Source organism: Paenibacillus sp. JJ-100, assembly GCF_948329825.1.
Classification (GTDB): Bacteria; Bacillota; Bacilli; order Paenibacillales; family Paenibacillaceae; genus Paenibacillus.
Map to the genome: position 1 here is coordinate 353290 of NZ_CAOJCM010000001.1, position 15091 is coordinate 368380.

Annotated in this window: 27 protein-coding genes; 25 read left to right on the plus strand and 2 right to left on the minus strand. The window is 45.6% G+C overall.

Annotated elements, in window-relative coordinates; genetic code table 11:
* The first annotated feature begins 83 nt into the window (after positions 1 to 83).
* Genes PQG66_RS01810 through PQG66_RS01830 form a run of 5 tightly spaced genes read left to right on the plus strand, consistent with a single transcriptional unit; the run spans position 84 to position 2065 of the window.
* On the plus strand, positions 84 to 398 hold the full coding sequence (locus PQG66_RS01810; RefSeq protein ID WP_272034458.1) for a hypothetical protein: 315 nt from the start codon (positions 84 to 86) through the stop codon (positions 396 to 398).
* 15 nt (positions 399 to 413) lie between these two features.
* A complete protein-coding gene (locus tag PQG66_RS01815) occupies positions 414 to 995 on the plus strand; it encodes a hypothetical protein (protein ID WP_272034459.1) in 582 nt (193 codons plus the stop codon).
* Positions 992 to 1534: an accessory gene regulator ArgB-like protein gene (locus PQG66_RS01820; protein WP_272034460.1), complete on the plus strand. Its 543-nt coding sequence runs from the start codon at positions 992 to 994 to the stop codon at positions 1532 to 1534. Before PQG66_RS01815 ends, PQG66_RS01820 begins: the two co-directional genes overlap by 4 nt.
* The gene (locus PQG66_RS01825) at positions 1527 to 1655 is read left to right on the plus strand and encodes a cyclic lactone autoinducer peptide (protein WP_272034461.1); all 129 of its coding nucleotides are present in this window, start codon (positions 1527 to 1529) and stop codon (positions 1653 to 1655) included. Before PQG66_RS01820 ends, PQG66_RS01825 begins: the two co-directional genes overlap by 8 nt.
* A 14-nt stretch (positions 1656 to 1669) precedes the next feature.
* Positions 1670 to 2065, plus strand: coding sequence for a LytTR family transcriptional regulator DNA-binding domain-containing protein (locus PQG66_RS01830; protein ID WP_272034463.1), 396 nt, complete (start codon positions 1670 to 1672; stop codon positions 2063 to 2065).
* Positions 2066 to 2323: 258 nt separating this feature from the next.
* Here PQG66_RS01830 and PQG66_RS25350 read toward each other — a convergent pair whose 3' ends face one another.
* Together PQG66_RS25350 and PQG66_RS01835 are read right to left on the minus strand one after the other, a co-directional pair.
* A complete protein-coding gene (locus tag PQG66_RS25350; protein ID WP_442954992.1) occupies positions 2324 to 2551 on the minus strand; it encodes a helix-turn-helix domain-containing protein in 228 nt (75 codons plus the stop codon).
* Between the two features lie 174 nt (positions 2552 to 2725).
* On the minus strand, positions 2726 to 3109 hold the full coding sequence (locus PQG66_RS01835; RefSeq protein WP_272034464.1) for a helix-turn-helix domain-containing protein: 384 nt from the start codon (positions 3107 to 3109) through the stop codon (positions 2726 to 2728).
* Between the two features lie 185 nt (positions 3110 to 3294).
* On the opposite strand from PQG66_RS01835, the gene PQG66_RS01840 reads away from it, so the two are divergent.
* The 20 genes from PQG66_RS01840 to PQG66_RS01935 all read left to right on the plus strand — a co-directional run bounded on the left by PQG66_RS01840 (position 3295) and on the right by PQG66_RS01935 (position 15079).
* On the plus strand, positions 3295 to 3564 hold the full coding sequence (locus PQG66_RS01840) for a helix-turn-helix domain-containing protein (protein WP_272034465.1): 270 nt from the start codon (positions 3295 to 3297) through the stop codon (positions 3562 to 3564).
* Positions 3565 to 3641: 77 nt separating this feature from the next.
* Entirely contained in the window at positions 3642 to 4097 is a 456-nt protein-coding gene (locus tag PQG66_RS01845) for a hypothetical protein (RefSeq protein WP_272034467.1), read from the plus strand.
* A 28-nt stretch (positions 4098 to 4125) separates the two neighbouring features.
* Complete coding sequence (locus PQG66_RS01850; protein WP_272034469.1) at positions 4126 to 4380, plus strand: DUF7667 family protein; 255 nt, start codon at positions 4126 to 4128, stop codon at positions 4378 to 4380.
* The gene (locus PQG66_RS01855) at positions 4377 to 4751 is read left to right on the plus strand and encodes a type II toxin-antitoxin system PemK/MazF family toxin (RefSeq protein WP_272034471.1); all 375 of its coding nucleotides are present in this window, start codon (positions 4377 to 4379) and stop codon (positions 4749 to 4751) included. The genes PQG66_RS01850 and PQG66_RS01855 overlap by 4 nt, the downstream gene beginning before the upstream one ends.
* Positions 4748 to 4894, plus strand: a complete 147-nt coding sequence (locus tag PQG66_RS01860) for a hypothetical protein (protein WP_272034473.1) — start codon at positions 4748 to 4750, stop codon at positions 4892 to 4894. The genes PQG66_RS01855 and PQG66_RS01860 overlap by 4 nt, the downstream gene beginning before the upstream one ends.
* A 452-nt stretch (positions 4895 to 5346) precedes the next feature.
* The gene (locus tag PQG66_RS01865; RefSeq protein WP_272034475.1) at positions 5347 to 6927 is read left to right on the plus strand and encodes an ATPase; all 1581 of its coding nucleotides are present in this window, start codon (positions 5347 to 5349) and stop codon (positions 6925 to 6927) included.
* Positions 6924 to 7094, plus strand: a complete 171-nt coding sequence (locus PQG66_RS01870) for a hypothetical protein (RefSeq protein WP_272034477.1) — start codon at positions 6924 to 6926, stop codon at positions 7092 to 7094. Before PQG66_RS01865 ends, PQG66_RS01870 begins: the two co-directional genes overlap by 4 nt.
* 37 nt (positions 7095 to 7131) lie before the next feature.
* Entirely contained in the window at positions 7132 to 8034 is a 903-nt protein-coding gene (locus PQG66_RS01875) for a RecT family recombinase (protein WP_272034479.1), read from the plus strand.
* Positions 8035 to 8037: 3 nt separating this feature from the next.
* The gene (locus tag PQG66_RS01880) at positions 8038 to 8385 is read left to right on the plus strand and encodes a hypothetical protein (protein ID WP_272034481.1); all 348 of its coding nucleotides are present in this window, start codon (positions 8038 to 8040) and stop codon (positions 8383 to 8385) included.
* On the plus strand, positions 8382 to 8747 hold the full coding sequence (locus tag PQG66_RS01885; protein ID WP_272034483.1) for a hypothetical protein: 366 nt from the start codon (positions 8382 to 8384) through the stop codon (positions 8745 to 8747). The genes PQG66_RS01880 and PQG66_RS01885 overlap by 4 nt, the downstream gene beginning before the upstream one ends.
* Positions 8748 to 8756: 9 nt before the next feature.
* Positions 8757 to 9515 carry an MBL fold metallo-hydrolase gene (locus PQG66_RS01890; protein WP_272034485.1) on the plus strand — a complete coding sequence of 253 codons (759 nt, stop codon included), beginning with the start codon at positions 8757 to 8759 and terminating at the stop codon, positions 9513 to 9515.
* On the plus strand, positions 9512 to 10231 hold the full coding sequence (locus PQG66_RS01895; protein ID WP_272034487.1) for a hypothetical protein: 720 nt from the start codon (positions 9512 to 9514) through the stop codon (positions 10229 to 10231). Before PQG66_RS01890 ends, PQG66_RS01895 begins: the two co-directional genes overlap by 4 nt.
* A 13-nt stretch (positions 10232 to 10244) precedes the next feature.
* Complete coding sequence (locus PQG66_RS01900) at positions 10245 to 11054, plus strand: replication protein (RefSeq protein WP_272034489.1); 810 nt, start codon at positions 10245 to 10247, stop codon at positions 11052 to 11054.
* Positions 10993 to 11343: a replicative helicase loader/inhibitor gene (locus PQG66_RS01905; RefSeq protein ID WP_272034491.1), complete on the plus strand. Its 351-nt coding sequence runs from the start codon at positions 10993 to 10995 to the stop codon at positions 11341 to 11343. The genes PQG66_RS01900 and PQG66_RS01905 overlap by 62 nt, the downstream gene beginning before the upstream one ends.
* Complete coding sequence (locus PQG66_RS01910; protein ID WP_272034494.1) at positions 11340 to 12677, plus strand: replicative DNA helicase; 1338 nt, start codon at positions 11340 to 11342, stop codon at positions 12675 to 12677. The genes PQG66_RS01905 and PQG66_RS01910 overlap by 4 nt, the downstream gene beginning before the upstream one ends.
* Entirely contained in the window at positions 12652 to 13023 is a 372-nt protein-coding gene (locus PQG66_RS01915) for a hypothetical protein (protein ID WP_272034497.1), read from the plus strand. The genes PQG66_RS01910 and PQG66_RS01915 overlap by 26 nt, the downstream gene beginning before the upstream one ends.
* Positions 13024 to 13035: 12 nt before the next feature.
* A complete protein-coding gene (locus tag PQG66_RS01920; RefSeq protein ID WP_272034501.1) occupies positions 13036 to 13602 on the plus strand; it encodes a hypothetical protein in 567 nt (188 codons plus the stop codon).
* Between the two features lie 91 nt (positions 13603 to 13693).
* Entirely contained in the window at positions 13694 to 14131 is a 438-nt protein-coding gene (locus tag PQG66_RS01925) for a hypothetical protein (protein WP_272034503.1), read from the plus strand.
* Positions 14132 to 14136: 5 nt separating this feature from the next.
* Positions 14137 to 14550, plus strand: coding sequence for a hypothetical protein (locus PQG66_RS01930; RefSeq protein WP_272034504.1), 414 nt, complete (start codon positions 14137 to 14139; stop codon positions 14548 to 14550).
* Entirely contained in the window at positions 14537 to 15079 is a 543-nt protein-coding gene (locus PQG66_RS01935; RefSeq protein ID WP_272034506.1) for a dUTP diphosphatase, read from the plus strand. Before PQG66_RS01930 ends, PQG66_RS01935 begins: the two co-directional genes overlap by 14 nt.
* Positions 15080 to 15091 lie beyond the last annotated feature (12 nt).

The window sequence follows — 15091 nt, forward strand, 5'->3', positions numbered from 1 at the left end:
GGAAAATACTTCTTGTAATATATACGGCTTTACCGTATATTTATTGCAGACAAGTCATCATGAAAATTAAGGAGGAATACGCATTGACCTTGAATCAGTATAGAGAACTAGCAGATAAGCTGGGAGGAGAGGTCGGAGAGCAGATCACTGCACTGCTAGATGAACTGGAAGAAGCTCGGAAAATTATACGTGGTAAAAAGTACCCACCACTCCTTGGTAGCAAGGAGGTTGCGGAACAGATCGGCGTTGACCCTAAGAATATGCATCATGTCCGTAAAAACAAACTCTTCCCAGAGCCTGATGTAATGGTGGGAAATAGGCCATTTTGGTTTAAACCAACTATTGATGAATATCAGGAACGAATGGAAGAATGGCGGGGTAGAGATAAGCCAGAATAAAGGGGATTAGAAACGATGGAGCTGGTCACGTTTTTGTTGTTTTCAACGCTTGAGGTATTAGCGGTCTTTGTTTTTATGATGGTGTTTTTTCGCGAAAACCCAATGGACTATATCTGGCAGGCGGTATCTATATCAGTGCTTATGGGGTTGCAGAGTTATTTCCTTAGAGAGTTGGAGCTGGGTTACGTCGCAACGGTAATCAACCTGATGTTCTATGTGTTAATCTTGGCCGCTATAGTCCGGCTGCCACTAATTTGGGCGGCTATTATATCCGGTGTTGGATTCTTCAGCTATGGGATCGTACAGGCTTTAATGCTGGCTATTGTTGGGGGAGAACTGTTGCAGCTCATTTCAAGCATTCTATTCCTTGTTATTTCGTACGCGCTATATAAATTCGGTCTTGGTTTTGAAGCACCATATGACTTGTTTAGGTTGCCTGGGGAAAAGAACGTAGTGGTATCTGTCATTCTTGTATCATTCGTGCTGATGACAATAGCGATGTACGTGCAACTGTCCTGGGTAAACATCATGTTCTTTGGGGCAGCGTCAGCACTGTTCATATATTATGCAGTCCGCAAGGAGAGAGAAGACAAATGATCGAGGTAGCGGCCGGGAGAATCGCCCGGCATATTAAGTCAGTTGTTCCCAATCATCCAGTACCAGAAGACAGCATGAGGCATTCACTGATCATTATTCTTAATTTTGTTTCAGTGGTCGTTTTAACAGTGTTGGCAGGTTTGGCAACTGGTCGTTTGGATGAAGCGGTAATGCTGCTCAAATGCTTTGCTTTTCTACGATTGTTTTCAGGGGGTCTACATCTGCAAACAAGCATGGGGTGCGCCATCATTACGGCCGGTACAGCAACCGCACTGTCTATGTTGAGTATTGGTACAGGTTTCTCTGGTACACTCACGGTGATCAGTATGCTGATCATGTTAATCTATGCACCTTCAGGAATCGAGAACCAGACACGTATACCTGAACGTTTTTACCCTGCACTAAAAGTTATCTCGTTCCTAGTCGTTGCATCAAATCTATGGTTTGGATCGTCTATGGCAGCAATAGCATTTTTTGTGCAGGCTTTGACGTTAGTAATTAATGAGCATTTCACGAAAGGGGGTGACAAACATGTTTAAAACAGCTATCTATGGTGCAATCGCAACTGGACTGGGTGCAATAGCAGCTCTGTCTGTAATGCCAGCAAGCCTGATTTTTGTCAACAACCCAAAGCCACCACAACATTTGCTTAAAAAATAATGGAGGGCACATACATGGAACACATAACACTTCTGGTAGATCACAAGGGGAAGAATGGTGTTACCCCTGTAAAGATCGCTGACATACTGTATCTGTCGTATATAAAAGCATACCGAAAGGTCGCTTTTTACACTGCGGATGCCACATATTATTTTATGGGCAGCAAAGAACACTGGACAGAGGTTCTCAACAACAGCGGTGGTAATTTTCTGGATGTTGACCGGCATAACTCTGTTAATGTTTCGAAGGTGAAGAGGACTGAAACTATGCCGTATTACGCCTGCTTTGAGAAGTTTCGTACAGTAAAAGAATTAAAGTGTTCTATGTCTGCAAGAGGGTACAACGATCTGGTCAAAAGGCTCTCATCACGAATCGAACAACCCAAAAAAGTTGTACCAATATTTCAATGAAAAGAGGGGCCACCGTCAATGTGCGGTGGCCCCTCTTTTTTGCGTTCGACAATTCACTATATCATATGTGTATGTAATATGTTGTCGAATGATTGTGTCGAATGCGATAAATTCAGACGCCCGATTTTAATTTACAAATCTTGTGATATGGGGCAAAATGGTAAACAGGAACAAGATTTCCCATTGACTTAAAGTAAACTTTACAACGGGGTAAAAATAGACCTCCGGGTGGAGCAGTAATTGCTCCGGCCTGATGCGCTATCGCGGCCACTCATAAATGTCAGTCTCAGAACAACCGAGAATAATGCAAATCCCACGCATAGTAAGGGCTGGGATGGGTCTCTTATCATTCTCGTAGAGCGACAGTAGGGTGGTGGATACACTCAATCCCAGTTCCTTTTGCAGCCTCTCAGATAGCTCCACCTGAGTGACATTCGCACGGATTCTGCAATCGCGCAACAGGCACTTCCCGAAGGTAAGCGCCATATTATGTAATCCTCCATATTAAGTTTTTTAGCCTTTCATAGGAACAGTCGTTCGTATATAATTGCAATAATACATACCGGAGGTCATGCCACATGAATAGCATTGATGCAGAACAGTTCTTGATTTCCATTGCAGCCGATACGCCAGAAAACCAAGAATTGATTAAAGAATTTTTTAATTCCCTTGTTGATCCTGACTCAGAAGAAGACGAGCCATAGCTTGCAGCTTTCTCTTCTGATCCTCTGTTAATTCCACTCCGTCAAAAGTGAAATCTCCCTTGATGAATGAATCATCGTTCAATTCTACTTTTTCAACCATATCCCTCTCAGCTTCGGTTAACTTGCTGTGGGGGTTGTTTGTGTGTCCAAGAACCCAATCCATTGTTACCCCATAGTAGTCACAAAGGACTTTCAAAGTATCATAATCAGGTTTATTTCTTCCAGCCTCATAACCACTCAAGGTCTTATTATTTATCCCCGTATGATCCCTCACTTGAAGCTGTGAGAGCTTCAAATCCTTTCTAATCTTTTTCAATCTTTCAGCGTAAATTGCAGCCATTTTTCTGCTCACCTCTCCTAATCGATATTAGCATATTGTCCACTTTAAGAGAAATTATTATACGATACAGAGAATTAATTTTAAAAAAGGTGTTGACTTCTTTGATACAGAGAATTATATTGGGGATACGAAATTTCTCTGATACAGAGAATTATCACCCCAAAATGGAGAAAGGAGGACGGGGGATGAATTCGAGTGAAATCGCCATCCATCCAGTTGAAGATGAGTTTATTGGAATTCCGATACGTGTACGGCTTCTTCAGTACATTAAGTCTAAAGGTTATGTATTAAGGGTTATTGCTGAAAAGTCTGGGATCGGTGAAAAAAAGTTCTACAAAATTATGAATGGAGATTGCCGATTGACAGCCGATGATTTAGAAAAGATTTGCACGAAAGGCTTGGCAATAGAACCAGCATATTTTTTTGAGAATAAATTCTCTGAAATGGAGAATTGATACTAGAGAAAGTATACGGTAAAACCGTATACCCGTCAATAGAAATGTTACTTATTTTAGTGAAAGTTGGTGGTTAAATGAATCGATCAGCAGAAGCATTGAATGATTGGCAGGTTGCAATGTTTGTACAACGAGGCGACTCTAACATTCTCACGCTGCTACAAGAAGAGGAGAAAGATTTAGAACAGGGATTTGCATTACCGGCTAAATCGTTCAGTATCGCTGATACGCAGGGAATCATCACTCTTCGAAATATGCTCAACAGTTTGGATCTGGGGGGAGAAGAGGAAACCGAAGTCGAAGAGCCCTTGTCCGGGAAGGGAGCGCTGTGGATCGGAATAAGAAAGAGAGCTTTGCAGCGACTAAACCTCGAAGATTCGCCCTTAAGGCACCAAGTAAAGATTGTTCTATCAACGTTAGTTCGCGCAACACTCGGAATAAAAACAATCTTGGTTATGACGGAAGAGGAGGCTGTGGTCGCTGAACAGATCGTGAACGAAGTGGTCGAAACAATGCTGAAATTCGAAAAATAACAAACCGAATTGAAAGGGGCACACACACATGTCTATCGCAATTCACAAGATTCACCGGGCAATGGCACAAATCACAATGATGAACACGGATAAGCAAGGCAATCTGATTCTCGGAGAACTGGAGTTGAAATTGATATTCGGATTGCTCAGAAAAAATCTTGAGCTGGTTTACGAGATTGATGGTCTGAAAGAAATCGCCTTTGCTGCTCAATCACTTAACCAAATGGATTTAGTGCAGCATGTATGCGCAAGGCTCGATGAACTGGAGGTGCAATTGACATGATCCGGCGTGGTGATATCTACAAGATTCAATACGGAGACGGCGAAGGAAGCGAACAACAGGGGTATCGTCCGGGCCTGATCATTCAAAACGATGTGGGCAATAAATACTCAACCACAGTAGTAGTTGCGGCAATTTCTGATGCTAAAGATAAACGCTTGATGCCAACACACTTTCCAATTGGAACAGTATCCGGCTTATGCAAACCATCGGTTGTAATGTTCGAGCAGTTGAGGACGATTGATAAATCTCGTTTAGATAAAAAGGTTGGCATGCTTACACCGGAACAACTTAAGCGGGCAGAGATTCCCTTAATGATAAGCCTGGGATTGATGTCGCCCCCAGTACCTAAAAGAGAGATGGTGATCAAATGAAAACTGAACAACAGTTAAAGGCTCTGTGCTCATTCTTCGAATCATTTGAGGGTCGGATGTACCAGCAAGGTCGCCTGATGATTGCGTTGCATGCACGAGGCCAGTTCGACAAGTACAACCGGCTGCTTGCCAGCAAGCGGTGATGATCATGAGTAATCCATCCAATCCAATGCACTTATCAATCCGAATCAAAGCAAGTGATGATCCGTTGGACCTGAAAGCATTGGCTCAATCAGGAGGACAACATTTATGCAATCTGCGGTATCCGAAATTCGCTTTTCCGAGCGAAGCAAATCGCGTTAAGTACAACCGAATCAGGAAGGAACTGAGAGGGGGTGAGGTGAGCAGTGATAGTTAAGTGCGGGTGCGGTAAAAAAGATGCTGAGTATGCAGTTTATGAATCGGCAAAACCGCATTGCAAGAAGTGTATGTTGGACGCAGTCAATTGCACTATAGCAATTCCAGTTCGCAGACTTGATCCGTGGGAAATGGAAAAAGTCGAAGGACCACAACAAACAAAAAAAGCCGCCCATTAGAGAGCGGTCCATAAGAAAACTATTCGCAATCATCATATCACAGGAAGCGAGGAAAGCAAGTGGCAAACCATGTTCGATTATTGGAAACAGAGGTCATCAACTTCACTGAATTACGATCCAAGAAAGTAGAGTACGGAGATATCACCCGCTTGTCGGGAAGGAACGGACAGGGGAAAACCTCACTCGGAACTGCTCCAATTTGGGTGCTGTACGGCACAGATTTATTCGGAAACAAGTACAATCCATCACCAACAAATTATGAGTTTGACCGGGTATTTGCTTCTACCCTCCTGCAATTGGACGGTATGCCGATGAAGTTTGCTCGAGAGATAGTAAACGGGAGTAATTCATTTTACATCAATGACGTTCCAACGAAGGCCAAAGAGTTTGAAGCGGCGGTTGCTGAACTGTTTGACAAAGATGAATTCCTGTCCTTTTACAACCCAATCTACTTTTTCGGTCGGCACTGGACGAAGCAGCGGGAACAAATCATGAAATATACCACACCGCCTGCAAAGAAAGAAGTCTTTCAGGAAATGAGCCGCACTGATCCAGAACAGAAGTCGAAGGACATCACACTGAACCCTGCTGCCGTCAAGTTGGATGAACTGATGAAGAAACACACCCTTGATGACCTACAGAAGATTCACGGCGGAACCGGGGGGCAAAAGTCGAAGCTGGAGAAACAGCACATTGCTGCTCAAAGCCGGACGAAGACGCTGCAGGAACAACTTGATAAATTGCCCGCGAGTTCAGGTGAAAATATTGAGTCATTGCAAGCTTTGGAAGCTGAATTGCGAAAGCAGATCAAAGCGGCAGATGAACTGCCTGCGAGATCCTACCAGGTTGAAAAGAAGCAACAAGAAGTTGCATATAGGCTCCAAGCTCAACGTGATCAAATCGCACAAAGCAAGGAACGGTTCCTAGTACTTCACGGGGAAGAGATTGAAGATAAGTGCCCTATATGTAATCAGGCATTAGATGAAAAGGCAGTAATCAAAGCACAAGAAAACAAGGACGCTCGGATAACTAAAGCCCGTGAAGCACACCAAGAGTTAATTGATAAACGCAATGAATTAGAAGCAGAGCTCGCCTCTATTGTTCCTATAGATGTTGGAGACCTTCCAAAACAAGTTCGAGAGTTAGAGGATCAGTTGGATGTTGTTCTGGCTGATATCCGAAATCAGAATGCTCGGGCTCAACTTGAGGCAGATGTTGAAGCAGCGCGGCAGGCTGAGTCTGACACTCTCACCAGCCTGAAAGAATCGGTATTTATCCTGGATGCAATCAAGTCATACCGAGCCAAGGAAGCTGAACTGCAAGCCAACAAGGTGCAGTCACTGTTCACTAGTCTTTCAATCCGCCTGTTCAAATACGTGAAGACAAAGGGTGAATATGAGCCTGATTTCAGCATCCAGATGGACGGAAAGGATTACCTGGCATTGTCCACCGGAGAACGTATCTCGGCAGGGCTGGAACTGACAGATGTGTTGTTCAAACAATCCGAGTTAATATGTCCTACCTTCATCGACAACATTGAGAGTTACACGGGCCGTGTGGCAGTATACGACCAACTCATTACGGGCCGAGTAGTGGAAGGGCAGGAACTGAAAATAGAAGTGGAGGTAGCGTTGCGATGAGAAAAGGACATCCATTTCTGATAGAAGTGCCGCTGCTGGGAGTAGCCAGCATCCAAGTAGGAAAGGAGCTTCATTTTCCAAACTCCGAAAAGATCATTGTTCATAGCATCGACACTATTGAGATCAAGGACACCAAAGCAAGAATTATCGGTTTCACAGCAAAGTAACATTTCTATCTATTAAATCATAGGAGGCTACAAGCCCATGTCAAATAAATCAACTGCACTTACACTAACCCCTGAAATTCAGGAAGCTTTCCAGCCTGCGGTGCTGGAGGTAATCCGCACATCTCTTTGCCCGACTGCATCAGATGCTGAATTCCTCTTATTCGCTCATAAAGCTGCTTCATACGGGCTCGATCCTTTTAAAAATGAAATCTTCTTCATTAAATACGGACAGCAAGCACGTATCCAATTTGCAGCAGAAGCATACCTGTCCAAAGCCCGGGAAAAAGAAGGGTTCCAGCCGCCCGATACCCAGACAGTTTGCGCTAATGACACATTCCGAGCGAAGAAGTACAAGAATGAAAAAGGGGAAGACGAATGGGAAGTTATAGAGCACGAAGTAACCTTCCCACGCGGTGCAATCGTTGGTGCCTACTCCATCGCTTATCGAGACGGTAAACGCCCAGTAACTGTATTCGTCGATAAAGAGCACATCGCCCACATGTACACAGGCCAGAACAAGGACAACTGGAACAAATGGGAACCGGACATGATCGGAAAGCATGCCGAGCAGCGCGCTTTGAAAAAACAGTATGGTCTTGAATTCGGAGACGATCAATTAAACCAGCAGCCTGAATATGTGACTAATCCCTATGAACGGCGGGATGTTACAGCCGAATCTACTGAGTCTGAACCATTGAAAACTATCGCTCCAGATAAGGGTGACAAAGAAGAAACTCCTGTTGACCGCACCAAAGCACTCAAAACCCAAATCAAAGCCAAATATCAAGCTTTGGGTCTAAAAGACAAATCAGAATTTGACGCACACGCTGCTGAGTTCTTCCAAGTCAAAGGCGAAATACCAACTGAACCGGAGATCATCGCTTATCTGAAAATCATGGACCAACAAATCCAAGCTGCCGCAGATGACCTTCCCGTGTAAGCCATGGTCGAAATATACCGATTGAGCCCGGACTGCCAGGTATGCGGCAGAGAAATAACCGCAGGACGTGAGCAGTACAACAGGGGTCGCAGAGTATGCGATGACTGCAAGACATCACTGGAGGCGATAGCCGATGAAAGACGGCAAGCCCGTGCAGCTCGACTTGTTCAGCAGCTTGACCGAGCCAAAGGGGCCGCCTCCGGCCCCAGTTCTAAACGGCATGTACTACGAAAAGCCCCTGACAAATTTGTATCCTACATGCTGGGGGAACGTCATTACGAAGAACCTGCCCGGGGGTGCAAACACCCCAAGGCTTGGCAGGAACGAATTAAGAGGGAGCGGAGCATATGAAATCCACCAATTATAAAAGACATTTGAAATACTACTTCCAGCATTCAGACGAGATTAAATGTGTATCACGAAAAACCAAGAAATTCATCCTTGGTAAGAAATTGAACAAACGCAAGCTGAAAGAAAGATTAGCTGATGTTGTGATTACTGAAAATCCATACCCTGAACCAGCGACAATCTCAGACGACTTTTGTCCAAAATGCGGTTGTGAATCAGCTAAACACACAGGAAACATGTCTTCTTATCCAGAGGTTTGGTCTCAGAGTTATTGCATTCGATGTGGCTTCCTTTTAGGCGAAGCGGACAATAGTCGCTGGTACAGCGCGCTTGAGTTTCCAGAACACAATTATGAGTTGCATTGAGGCGATTATATGAAGGTTGACATTATAGCTTCCGGCTCAGGCGGCAACTGCATCGCACTCACCTACGAAAGCCGCACGATCCTGATTGACGCAGGCGTTGCCAAGACGAAGATTGCAAAGCGGCTGCTTGAATGCGGAATCCGTCCTGACCAGGTAACAGACATTTTCATAACACATGCACACGGCGACCACATCAAAGGGCTACCGCTGGCGAACCAGTACCGTATCGATGTTTGGGCGACAGACGGAGAATGGAAAGGCATATCTGGTGTGGACGATGAGTTGCGTTGGGTAGTTGAAACCAAGTTCGGAGAGTACGAGGTCATCGAATTAAATGGAATCTTCATTTACCCTTTCAAAACTCATCACGATGCATATGAACCGGTTGGTTACACGGTTGAAGCATATGACGGAAGTCGTGCCTGCGTGGTCTTTGATACAGGCAAGGTTGATGAAGAAATGCTGGCTCTCATGGAGGCTCAGGTATACATCATCGAAGCCAATCACGATCCGGACATGGTAGAGGCATCAAATTACCCTATCAGCGTCCAGTCTCGTATCCTCAGCGACTTGGGACACCTGAGCAATCAGCAGACAGCGGAAGCTCTCCAGAAGCTGATCAGGGGCAAAGGAGAACGCATTTATCTTACTCACTTATCCAGTAACAATAACAGCCCGATCCTGGCAGAAATGACTGTTAAGGCGGCGCTCCGGCAAAAAGGATTTATCGCAGGAACACATTATGAAATCGAGGTGGTCAGCAAATGAACAACGTTCAGATAAAGATTGTCGCTCCATTTAAGGCCAAGGACAAAACAGTATTCACCCCAGGCGAGAAGTACACGGCGCGCCGCATCACTCTTGGGGTACTTGATATTAAAACACCTTTTCAAATTGTTGATGGGACTCAATCCGGCTACGAAATTCCTTATAAAAACGCCATTGTCCTGAAAGAAGAAAAAACGTACACCCATAAGCAGTATGACGAAATCCTTGCTCAACGTGACGAAGCGCTCGCGCAACTGGAGACAGTATTATCCGATCTAGCGAAGCACGGTCAGACAATCGTGGAGCTTCAGGACGAGAGGCTTTTGTTGCTTAACACCATTGAACGTGCTGTCACTCATAACGAAATTCAGCCTTTACCCCGCGAGGTAGTGCAGGCGCTGGAAACACTCAAGCGTGACGGTGAGAACTTGGACACGGTTATCGGGTGGATGCTCATACCCAGCTATCAAGGATGCGTCAATATTATCAGTGAAATTTCCACACTTCGAAACTATGCTTTCGAAAACGGCTGGAAACTTATCAACGGTATGATTAACGGCTACGTGGTTGAGCCGCAGCTGGAAGACCCTGCAGGGATTGCGGAAACAGTTCTGGAGTGGTGGAAGGAACGCGACATAGATGCAAAGGAGTCAGATTTGGATAACTTGGTGGATCGGTTGAAAGGACGCATAGCAGAACAGCAAACAGTACAGTAAGCAGGTGAAGTGAATGGTCAGCCCACAAACCGAAAATGGTTACACAAGGCTTGCCAATGAGATTCTTGAGCATGTGGCGCGGCAAAGATTTAATGGAATTCAACGATCAATTATAGATACAGTCTGGCGGTACACGTACGGATTCCAACGCAAGTCACACTACCTAGCAACTACTTTTATAGCTGTTGCTATAGAGGCGGATTTAAAGGGTGTGAAGGTAGAGATGCAAAGGCTGATTGACTGGAAGGTGATACAGGTGGTCAAGGAAGGTCACGGTGCCCGTCCCAGAAAAATTGCTTTCAATAAGAATTACGATGAATGGATTGTGGGGGAGAATCCTCCACCGAAAATCAAAAAAGTTACTGGTGGAGAGTCGTCCACCGCCGTGGTGGAGAGTAGTCCACCAGTAATAGGGGAGAGTTCTCCACCTAAGAAAGAAAGAAAGAAAGTATTAAAGAAAGAGGATATAGATATGAAAATTCCAGAAGGAAAACAGGCTTATGCAGATACGGTGTTCCTAACACCAGATCAATATGAAAAACTGTGTACTGACTTCGGAACAACGAAAGTGAATGACACCATAGAGGCTCTGGACGAATGGCAAACGAACAAAAAGCCAAGTCAGCATAAGAAGGATCACAACAAAACACTGCGGGTTTGGATTAAGCGTGATATGGCAAAGGCTCCTCTCAAAAACAAACAACAGAAGCGAGACGAAGAAAATGCCATCCTTAATCAATTCTACGAGGAGGGAGCAGCCCGTGAAGCAAACGGAAACAGCCAGCTTCCTGGCAGTGATCAAGACCGCTTATCCCTTCTTTGAAATCTCTGTTCCGGTAACCAAGTTGTGGCATCAAATGCTGCAGGATATGGACTACGAGGTTGCCAAAGAACGTCTCGGTCATCACATTCGAACTAGCCGTTTTGCTCCAGCCATTTCAGACATTGTTAATCAGGAAGGAACGGAGCAAACATTCTACCAAATTCAGAGGGCTGAGGAAGAGAAATACGCTCTTGAATTGAAAGAGTACAACGAGAAGGCAGTACCGATGCCATCACATCTGAGAGAACGTTTTGAAAGGCTGGCGAAAGAGCGCCGGGTGAATGAATGAGCATCGAGGCAGAACGCGCCACCCTAGGGTCACTACTCAAGCAACCTGAACTGATGGACGAATGTTACTTGACCCCTGATGATTTCAAGGCCGATGATCGGCACCAGGTTTTAATGAAAACACTCAGGTATGCGTATGAACAATTCAACGACAAACCTAACCCATTTGATCCGCTGGTGATGGCGAACCATTGGGGTAATGACATCATGAAAATCGGCGGAATCACTTATATCATGCAGCTTCGTGAATCGGCTGTGGGATCGAACTTTAATGAATATCAACGTATTGTACGGAATGCATCCATACAGCGTCAGGCAGTCGAGGCTATGGCTGGAGCGCTGGACGGCGGACTGGTAGACATATCTGCTATCAAGGAACAAATGGAGCAATTGGAAGAACAGCAGGGCGCTGACAAAGCGGATGGTATGCAGAAGATGGCTGACACTCTGGAAGGTCACTACAAGGAGATTACGAAACGCGCTACAAGAGCCGGATTGACCGGAGTAAAAAGCGCGAGTAAAGACTTCAATGACATGTCAGGTGGTCATCAAAAGCAGGATGTCACCATTGTTGCTGCAAGACCCAGCATAGGAAAGACAGCTTATATCGTGAATGATGCTACTGCTGCCGCTCAAGCCGGATACACACCAGCTCTGTTCTCGGCTGAAATGCCCAGCACTGATGTGGCTGAACGTTTCGTTTGTTCGATAGGAGGCATCGACAGCAAGAAGGTTAGGAACGGAATGCTTACGGAGAATGACTGGGATTCCTACGGAAAAGCAATGGACATTATCGAGAGCCTGCCGCTGTATATTGACGACACCCCGGGGATGACCATTGAATACATCTGGCGGCAGACCAAGTCTCTCAAAAAGCGGTTCCCGAATCTAATTATTTATATCGATTATCTCCAGCTGATAGAGAGCGAGAAGAAATTTACGAACACAGCAGATCGGGTCAATTATGTTTCAAAGCAGCTTAAAAAAATAGCCAGGACATTTGATATCCCGGTGGTTGCAATATCCTCTGTAGGTCGTAAATGCGAGGAGCGACAGGACAAACGACCAATGATGTCAGATCTGCGGGAATCAGGCAACATTGAATTCGATGCTGACGTAATCATCTTCCTTTATCGTGACGATTATTATTATCCGGAAACGGTTCTCAAAGGAATTATTGAATTGATTATTGCGAAGGGTCGTAAAATCGGAACTGGCACGGTTCAAATGTTTTTTAATCGTAGAAACGGACGCTTTACCGATCTGGACCAAGAAATGAAATATGAGTTGCAAAAGAAGGTGAGAGAGCATGCAAGGCCGGCTCATAAAAAATGATGCAGAGTATGAACGGGCTCGGGTTGCGCTGCTGGAAATGGCTGCCCGTCTGGATGATCCACTGAAAGACATGGAGCCCGATGAACGCATAAAAACTCATAAGATTTACGACCGGACAGCGGACCTTATGAAGTATTACAGCAGAGGCCGGGATGTGGAACGCGAACCGAGATTGAGAGGTCAGTATGAAGCTGCGGGATGGGCTTATCAGGACTTCTCAAGCCCCGCTGATACGCCTCGAATGTCACCTGAAACAAAGACATCACCAAAGACAGAAGAGGCTGCAAAACAGACGCCAGAGCCGCCAAAGACGGCATCCAAAGTGTCGTCATGGCTGGATGATTAAGGAGGAGAAGCGATGCGCTTCATTGGAATAGACCCTGCTACCAAAACAGGATTCGTAGCACTGGACATTGACGGGAACATCTTGGAACAGATCGAGCTGAAAGGTAAGGGACCCACCGTGAAGGGCGGCATATCAGTAGAGCAGCTTGTATCACTTGAAAATCAATTATTTAAGATGCTGGAGCCGGGCGATGAAATCATGATCGAGCAACCAGCAATGGGTACTCAAAAGGGAGTAACAACGGGGATGATACACGGTGGACTCAGAACAATTATTCATCGAAAAGGCATGGCCTTTAATGAGATTAACCCGATCCAGACCAAGAAATATGTTTCGGTAACCGGATGGACTGGAGAGGTCGGAAGTAAACGGCGTTTGAAAGATAAAGAGAAGAAAGCAGCAGTTGCGGAAGCAGCCAAGTCACTGTTCGGTTTCACCCACAAAAGCGATAACGTCACGGACGCGTACATTATCGCCAGAGCAGCGGTCAACCTTTACCGGATGCGCGAGTATATGCCGCTGCTGGACACTGAAATATACCAAGTAGAAGTCATTGAATCGATCCTGAATAAAGAATAACACCCGGGGCTTGTGTGGTCCTGCGGCGGACAGTCACGCCCAAAATACGGAACAGACGTGCTTATTTTAGTCAGAAAGGAGCGAATCACCCTTGGGAACACCAATTCCAAATCGAAGAATTGAAGCTATGTCATCGGGATCTAGTGAGGTCAGACCATACAAATTGAGCCCGGAAGAGATAGCAGCATTACCTGCTACTCAGCCAATTAAACCAAACCGTAAAAAGCAGATCGGACTCGGAAATCGAGACTATATCCCAGGTCAAAGGCAGAAAGGCCGGACGATCAAAGATGAACGGATGATCAAGCACACCCCGGTCGGCAAGGGGGTCACTGTGACGGCAAAACAGGCCAAAGCAATCATGTATCTCCTGCAACCGATTGAGGGCGGCTGGAAAGAGGATGAACTGATTGGCGAACACGCGAACGCTCCGAATGATTGGCGGGATGAAGCAACGGCGTTGAATGGAATGCCGCTCGGAGATTTAATAAATGCCTTGTACGTAGGCATGGACATTAAGGAGGAATAGCGAGTATGGATGATGATCAAAAACGTCGGACTTTCCAGAAGGTCAAAGCCATGTCAAAGGATACGTTTTGGTCGTGGATGAACCAGCTACACACCCGAGCTTATGCGCTTGGGATTGAGCACATGACCGATGCCATGAGCTGCCATAAGCGGATCACTAAACCCATGATCAATGAAGTGCTTCACAAAGCAGAAGAGATCCGGGAAGTGTGGGACGGACTCAAGATGGTCACGGTCGATGGCACCGAAGGGACAGAATACAAGACGGCTGACCAGATCGCACAAGGCTTCGATTCTACAGAAGCAGCTATTTACAAGCTGACTGAACCACACATTCTGCACATTGGAGATAAAAAATTTGTAGTCCGGCCTGCGACAGAGGCTGAGATTCAGGAGGCCGAAACGAATGAACATCGCTAAATTGTATGAAATGCAAAAGAATCTAGATGCACGAATCATCGAGGAAAAGAATCTACGAGGCCAAGACTTGCTACCGAACACGATCCTTGCACTTCAAGTTGAGCTGGGCGAGATGGCGAACGAATGGCGCGGGTTCAAACATTGGTCTAAAGATCAGGAACCAAGGGTGAAGGTACCCGCAACAGCATGGGGAGCACCTTACAGAAACTTGCTCCTTGAGGAATACGTTGATTGCGTCCACTTCTTCCTCAGCATCGCCCGGCAGCTTGGCCTGGATGAAACAGACCTTACTATCATTGACGACTACTTGGAAGGCAGCACAACGAATGTGCTCACTCGATTGATCTACCACACAAGTTGTCTAGGTATAGAGTTCGGCCCTTATTCAACAATCGCTTCATTCCGCATGGCCTTCAATATGTTTTTCGCTATTGGTCAGCAGCGGTTTGGGTTCACGCTTGAACAGATCGAGGCGGCATATTTGGATAAGAACAAAGTTAACCATGAGCGGCAGGCTAACGGATATTAAAGGGGGGCATTG

Coding starts and splice junctions, on each gene's coding strand:
- PQG66_RS01815 (WP_272034459.1), top strand. CDS start 414: ATGGAGCTGGTCACGTTTTTGTTGTTTTCAACGCTTGAGGTATTAGCG.
- PQG66_RS01820 (WP_272034460.1), top strand. CDS start 992: ATGATCGAGGTAGCGGCCGGGAGAATCGCCCGGCATATTAAGTCAGTT.
- PQG66_RS01825 (WP_272034461.1), top strand. CDS start 1,527: ATGTTTAAAACAGCTATCTATGGTGCAATCGCAACTGGACTGGGTGCA.
- PQG66_RS01830 (WP_272034463.1), top strand. CDS start 1,670: ATGGAACACATAACACTTCTGGTAGATCACAAGGGGAAGAATGGTGTT.
- PQG66_RS25350 (WP_442954992.1), bottom strand. CDS start 2,551: ATGGCGCTTACCTTCGGGAAGTGCCTGTTGCGCGATTGCAGAATCCGT.
- PQG66_RS01835 (WP_272034464.1), bottom strand. CDS start 3,109: ATGGCTGCAATTTACGCTGAAAGATTGAAAAAGATTAGAAAGGATTTG.
- PQG66_RS01840 (WP_272034465.1), top strand. CDS start 3,295: ATGAATTCGAGTGAAATCGCCATCCATCCAGTTGAAGATGAGTTTATT.
- PQG66_RS01845 (WP_272034467.1), top strand. CDS start 3,642: ATGAATCGATCAGCAGAAGCATTGAATGATTGGCAGGTTGCAATGTTT.
- PQG66_RS01850 (WP_272034469.1), top strand. CDS start 4,126: ATGTCTATCGCAATTCACAAGATTCACCGGGCAATGGCACAAATCACA.
- PQG66_RS01855 (WP_272034471.1), top strand. CDS start 4,377: ATGATCCGGCGTGGTGATATCTACAAGATTCAATACGGAGACGGCGAA.
- PQG66_RS01860 (WP_272034473.1), top strand. CDS start 4,748: ATGAAAACTGAACAACAGTTAAAGGCTCTGTGCTCATTCTTCGAATCA.
- PQG66_RS01870 (WP_272034477.1), top strand. CDS start 6,924: ATGAGAAAAGGACATCCATTTCTGATAGAAGTGCCGCTGCTGGGAGTA.
- PQG66_RS01875 (WP_272034479.1), top strand. CDS start 7,132: ATGTCAAATAAATCAACTGCACTTACACTAACCCCTGAAATTCAGGAA.
- PQG66_RS01880 (WP_272034481.1), top strand. CDS start 8,038: ATGGTCGAAATATACCGATTGAGCCCGGACTGCCAGGTATGCGGCAGA.
- PQG66_RS01885 (WP_272034483.1), top strand. CDS start 8,382: ATGAAATCCACCAATTATAAAAGACATTTGAAATACTACTTCCAGCAT.
- PQG66_RS01890 (WP_272034485.1), top strand. CDS start 8,757: ATGAAGGTTGACATTATAGCTTCCGGCTCAGGCGGCAACTGCATCGCA.
- PQG66_RS01895 (WP_272034487.1), top strand. CDS start 9,512: ATGAACAACGTTCAGATAAAGATTGTCGCTCCATTTAAGGCCAAGGAC.
- PQG66_RS01900 (WP_272034489.1), top strand. CDS start 10,245: ATGGTCAGCCCACAAACCGAAAATGGTTACACAAGGCTTGCCAATGAG.
- PQG66_RS01910 (WP_272034494.1), top strand. CDS start 11,340: ATGAGCATCGAGGCAGAACGCGCCACCCTAGGGTCACTACTCAAGCAA.
- PQG66_RS01915 (WP_272034497.1), top strand. CDS start 12,652: ATGCAAGGCCGGCTCATAAAAAATGATGCAGAGTATGAACGGGCTCGG.
- PQG66_RS01920 (WP_272034501.1), top strand. CDS start 13,036: ATGCGCTTCATTGGAATAGACCCTGCTACCAAAACAGGATTCGTAGCA.
- PQG66_RS01930 (WP_272034504.1), top strand. CDS start 14,137: ATGGATGATGATCAAAAACGTCGGACTTTCCAGAAGGTCAAAGCCATG.
- PQG66_RS01935 (WP_272034506.1), top strand. CDS start 14,537: ATGAACATCGCTAAATTGTATGAAATGCAAAAGAATCTAGATGCACGA.